This is a genomic window from Sulfitobacter sp., assembly GCF_041552635.1.
Classification (GTDB): Bacteria; Pseudomonadota; Alphaproteobacteria; order Rhodobacterales; family Rhodobacteraceae; genus Sulfitobacter.
The window spans coordinates 1-4647 of the sequence record NZ_JBFEKM010000235.1 but is presented as its reverse complement, the minus strand read 5'-3'; the positions used below and the strand labels follow the sequence as shown (position 1 = coordinate 4647).

At 56.4% G+C, this 4647-nt stretch carries 5 protein-coding genes; 2 read left to right on the top strand and 3 right to left on the bottom strand.

Annotated features, from left to right (window positions below):
- Nucleotides 1-756: hypothetical protein (locus tag ABYT07_RS19065; RefSeq protein ID WP_372993601.1), on the top strand; the 756-nt coding region annotated here is incomplete at its 5' end.
- On the opposite strand, the gene ABYT07_RS19060 is transcribed toward ABYT07_RS19065, so the two are convergent.
- Entirely contained in the window at nucleotides 702-1694 is a 993-nt protein-coding gene (locus tag ABYT07_RS19060; RefSeq protein WP_372993600.1) for a ribose-phosphate diphosphokinase, read from the bottom strand. The genes ABYT07_RS19065 and ABYT07_RS19060 overlap by 55 nt on opposite strands.
- A gap of 114 nt (nucleotides 1695-1808) precedes the next feature.
- The gene (locus tag ABYT07_RS19055; RefSeq protein ID WP_372993599.1) at nucleotides 1809-2537 is read right to left on the bottom strand and encodes a DUF5765 domain-containing protein; all 729 of its coding nucleotides are present in this window, start codon (nucleotides 2535-2537) and stop codon (nucleotides 1809-1811) included.
- Between the two features lie 162 nt (nucleotides 2538-2699).
- On the opposite strand from ABYT07_RS19055, the gene ABYT07_RS19050 reads away from it, so the two are divergent.
- On the top strand, nucleotides 2700-3056 hold the full coding sequence (locus ABYT07_RS19050) for a helix-hairpin-helix domain-containing protein (protein WP_372993598.1): 357 nt from the start codon (nucleotides 2700-2702) through the stop codon (nucleotides 3054-3056).
- Nucleotides 3057-3194: 138 nt separating this feature from the next.
- Here ABYT07_RS19050 and ABYT07_RS19045 read toward each other — a convergent pair.
- The coding region (locus ABYT07_RS19045; RefSeq protein WP_372993597.1) for an MBL fold metallo-hydrolase RNA specificity domain-containing protein at nucleotides 3195-4647 on the bottom strand (1453 nt) is incomplete at its 5' end.

Genomic DNA, 4647 nt, shown 5'->3' with positions numbered 1-4647 from the left:
GGGCAGTTGGCGATTGGTGGCGCGGGAGAAATCGTCGACTGGCTGGTGAAGATGCAGCGATTGCCTGCTGACCGCATGCTTGATGTCATGTTGGAAAACGATCCGCACGGCCCAAAAAAATCTGATACCTCTCTTGAGGCCCTGAGCCAAAAGCTTGTCGCATTGTATCGAACGGCACCGGTTTCTTTGCTGACCGCACCCGAGTTGGTCATAAATATGCGAGAACAGCAGCAGCTTAACCGGTGTTGTCTGCTGAATCCGTTGTTCAGCGATTATCACCCCAGATTTCGACCTGTGCTTGATGCTTTGGACGGTGCTTTCGACAGTCATTTCCCGGTGTTCGAGGCTCGCGTCAAAGCGGGGTGGATAAGGGAATGCCATGGCGATTTGCGGCCCGAACATATTTGCCTGATTGATCCGCCGGTGGTGTTCGATTGTCTGGAATTCAACCGCAACCTGCGACTGGTCGATCCCTTCAGCGAGGTGATGTTTCTTGGGATGGAGGCAGAGATGCTTGGGGCCGCGTGGATCAAGGCGTATCTTGTTGACCGCTTGGCGGTTGGCCTTGCCGCACGCCCCGATCCTGACTTGCTGGCGCTATACGAAGCGATACACGCAGTATTGCGGACAAGGCTTTGCCTTGCGCATTTGCTGGTTCCGACGCCCCGCAAACCCGAAAAATGGATGCCGTTGGGGTTGCGCTATTTCCAGATTGCCGAAAGGCTGCTGTGTGGTCCGGTTGGGCTTGGGCCGTAGCCAGGGATCGCGCGCAGGGCACGGGCAAATTCATTCGCCGTATTCACAACCTCAAGCCCGCGCGTCTTTTTGGCATCGGGCAGACGGAAGGGGGGGATGCTGTCGCTGACAAAGATTGTCTCAAAAGGGCCTGCATCAAATAGGGTCGCGGCACCCGGCATGAACAGCCCATGCGCCGCCAGTGCAAAGGTATTGACGGCACCGCGCGCCTTGCACGCATTTGCGGCCGCTGCCATCGTGCCACCCGATACGATCATATCGTCCACGATCAAAACCGACTTGTCCTTAAAGTCGCCGACAATATCGCCGCTGGTCATGATCCCGCTGCTGCGTCTCTTTTCCATAAATCCAAAGCCCACATGCTGGCCCAATCGATCTTGCAAGGCTTCCCTGAACAACTGGGCGCGCTTCACCCCGCCCGGATCGGGGGACATAACGGCCAGCGGCGTGCCCATGAATCGGGTGGCGATGATCTCTTGAAAGACATCACCAAGATTCAAATGATGTGTGCGCAAGCGAAAGGCGTTGTGAAAGGCCGCCAGATTATGTGCCTCAAGCGTGATCAGGTCGTCGCAAGAAACTGCCTCGAACAGCTGTGCGATATACCGTGTGGTGATCGGATCCTGCGGCTTTGTCCTGCGATCCTTGCGCCCGTAACATAGATAGGGCACCACCGCAGTCACGCGCGCAGCACCATGGTCGCGCATCGTAGCCACGAGGAACAGCAAGCGGCACAGCTTGTCGTGAACACTTAGGTCTGGGCCGTCATACAGGCTTTGGATGATGCAGACATGATCGCCCCGAACCTCGCTAAGCGGGCGTATCTTGTATTCACCGTCTTCGAAATCACGATGTTCCAGTTCGGACAGATCTTGGCCCATGGATGCGGCAATCCGTCTGCCGTGGTCCTTGGATTCTTGCAGGGCAAAAAGGCGCATTAACCGTCCTCACTGTAGGCACTGGAACGCGAGCTGCGGTTCGGAAAGCAACAAGTCGCAGGGCCGGTGGCCATTTTGGGTGGGCCTGTAAAAAGGTCATTCATCGCCATCATGTTACTGTGTCACGTCCCTGCCCCACCACTGCGTTGCAGTCAGGCTGCGTCTGGCGCGAAGGCTTAGGCCAATGAGCAGGATGAAAATGGAAAACAGACACCAGATTGCGGGCATCTCATTCGGGTTGTCCGTCAATATCGACGCAAGAACAGGGCCCACCAGCGCATGCATAAGGACAAAACGCCAGGCCCCATAGATCAGCGGCACGGCAAAAGCCGTAAGCAAATAGGTAGGAAAGCCCGAATGGATACCAGTCGCGTTTTCAAAAGGGACCAGCAAACCGTTGTACGGAACGTCCCAGGCGATGTGCCAGTTTCCTGAAACCGTACACAGTTCACGTGCACACAGCGCACTCCCCGGCAGGCATTGACCAGCACCTTCCCATGGGACCAGTTGGGCGATCATGACTGCCGCGGACACAGCACATAGGGCATAGACCCATCGTTTCGCCTGCTCTTTCACAGCGCTCGGCACCAGCTCCATCGCAAAGGCATTGATCAGAAAGGGTTGAAAGACAATGTGCAGGTAAGATGCGATCGTGACGGCCCGGTTTTCAGCGGTGCCGCATTGGTCAATGAACACATAGCCCGCGACCTGAAGCGCCTCCATCACCGAAAAATACCCTAGCGTCAGCCATATCGCGGCTGGGTCCTGCCGACGATAGGAAATCACGGCGGCGGCAACACCGATACCTGTCATAGCGACCGAGACTTGCGGGGTCCAACACATGCAGGGCACTCCTTTGAAGTTTACTCTAGCAAGACCGCATCGGCGGGAATTGATCCACGTCAAGACCGGAACCCTGCCCCCATTGCGCCATGTCAATTCATACAGGGCGCTGTCGTCTAGTATCACGTCAAAGTTCGTGTCCACAGGTGGGGAAATGAAGGTATGAACCGAATGATTGCAAAGGATGAAAACCACAGGATCGCGAAAATTCTGGACGAGGTGGCCGATCTTTTGGAGCGGCAGAATGTGAGCAGCTTTCACAGCAGTGCCTACCGTGAAGCCGCCGATTATGTCGCCCGATCGGCCCCCCCGCTCAGGGATGTTCATCGCGCGTCAGGCCTGAAGGGGCTGCAGGACCTGCCGACGTTCAGCCTTTCGATTGCCCAAGCTGTCGCGAAAATTCTGGAAACCCGGATCACCGAGGATATGGGCAAGGATCCGTGGCATCGTGGCACCGGAAGGACCTTTGTAGACCGTCATGGGAACCCTATCGTATCTCGTCCGCCGGATCGACAATAAGGGTCATTTCGACAGACGCCCGAAGATATCGGCATCGCGACCGTTCAAGTTGGTGGTGGCATAGGTCTGCGGTACGGCATTTGGATAAGCCGTGCCGCTGCCCTTCATTTGGGTGCCGTGCGCACCAAATGAACGCGCTTATGCCTCGTCCCGAAGCGAACGTCTGATGCGGCGCACCAGCTTGCCTCGCGCCTTGTCATCTGCGGCCTCTTCGAATTTGTCGCGCAACTCGAACACAAGCTCGGTCAGGTCGTTGTGCCAATCAGGCCCGACCAGTGCTGCGGGCGGCAGGCGCCGCTCAAGTGGCGGGGTGACGGTCGGCGCGGCTTTGCCGCCAAGGGTGATCACATCGTCAAGGTTTGGGATCAGTATGTCGTTGTCATCAAAGCCTTTGTTCAACAGTGCAGATTTCAGTGCCTTCAGTTGTGGTTCTTCGCCATGGGTCAGAATAAGCGCGCGTTTGACGGGGGCGCGTTCCATGATCCATTCGGTCAGTTCGGACCCGTCCGCGTGGCCGGAATACGTATCAATCGAGCGAATGCGCGCTTTGACGCGGATTTCCTGCCCGTGGATTTTAACGTTTTTCGCGCCTTCGTTCAGAATACGGCCAAGGGTCCCAATCGCTTGGTATCCAACAAAAAGCACGGTTGCCTTGTCCTGCCAAAGCCACTGTTTCAGGTGATGCCGGATGCGGCCTGCCTCGCACATACCGCTTGCGGCAAGGATGATTGCACCGCCCTTGATCTTCGCGATCTGTTTGCTTTGCTCGACCGTTTCGGTGGCGTGGATGGCGGGATTGTTAATGAACCGGGGCCGTGGCCCAAGGTCTTCCAGGTCGCTCGCGTGCTTTTGGAAAACCTTGGTCACGCGAATGGCCAGCGGAGAATCCAGAAAAACTGGCGCTTTTGGTATTTTCCCGGCGTCCTGCAGGGCAAGAAGATCCGTGATCAGTTCCTGTGTGCGCTCTACGGCGAAAACCGGGATCAGCAACATGCCGTCATGGTCCAGCGCGTCCGATACTTCTTGCAGCAATGCGTTCTGGCGCGCCTCGGGTGTAACTTCGGCGCGTTCCCTGCCGCCATAGGTTGCTTCTGATATGACATAGTCAAAATCCGACGGTGCCTCTGGGTCCGGATGGAACAGTTTGTTGTCAGGGCCGATATCGCCCGAGAAAAGAAGGCGCAAAGGTGCCGAATTTTCCTGATCTATTTCGATTTCGATCGAGGCAGAGCCCAAAATATGCCCGGCATTCCAGAACCGCGCCCGCACACCGGGGCCGACAGATGTCCAAACCTGATAATCTACCGCCTCAAGCAGGCTCAGGCATGCCTCCGCATCTTCTCGGGTATAGATCGGTTCAACTTCCGGCTTGCCATGTCGCAGGTTGCGACGGTTAAGATGCTCGACCTCCATCTCTTGGATGTAGCCGCTGTCGGGCAGCATGAATGTTAAAAGGTCCTTTGTGCCTTCGGTCGCATAGATTGGTCCGTCAAAGCCCAAGGTGCTTAATTTCGGCAGTAGCCCCGAATGATCAATATGGGCGTGGGTCTGAAGTACGAAATCAATTTTGGCGGGGTCGAAGGGAAACGGG

Excerpts from the sequence above, each read along its gene's own strand:
- ABYT07_RS19060 (WP_372993600.1), bottom strand. The coding sequence starts at position 1,694 with ATGCGCCTTTTTGCCCTGCAAGAATCCAAGGACCACGGCAGACGGATT.
- ABYT07_RS19050 (WP_372993598.1), top strand. The coding sequence starts at position 2,700 with ATGAACCGAATGATTGCAAAGGATGAAAACCACAGGATCGCGAAAATT.
- ABYT07_RS19055 (WP_372993599.1), bottom strand. The coding sequence starts at position 2,537 with ATGTGTTGGACCCCGCAAGTCTCGGTCGCTATGACAGGTATCGGTGTT.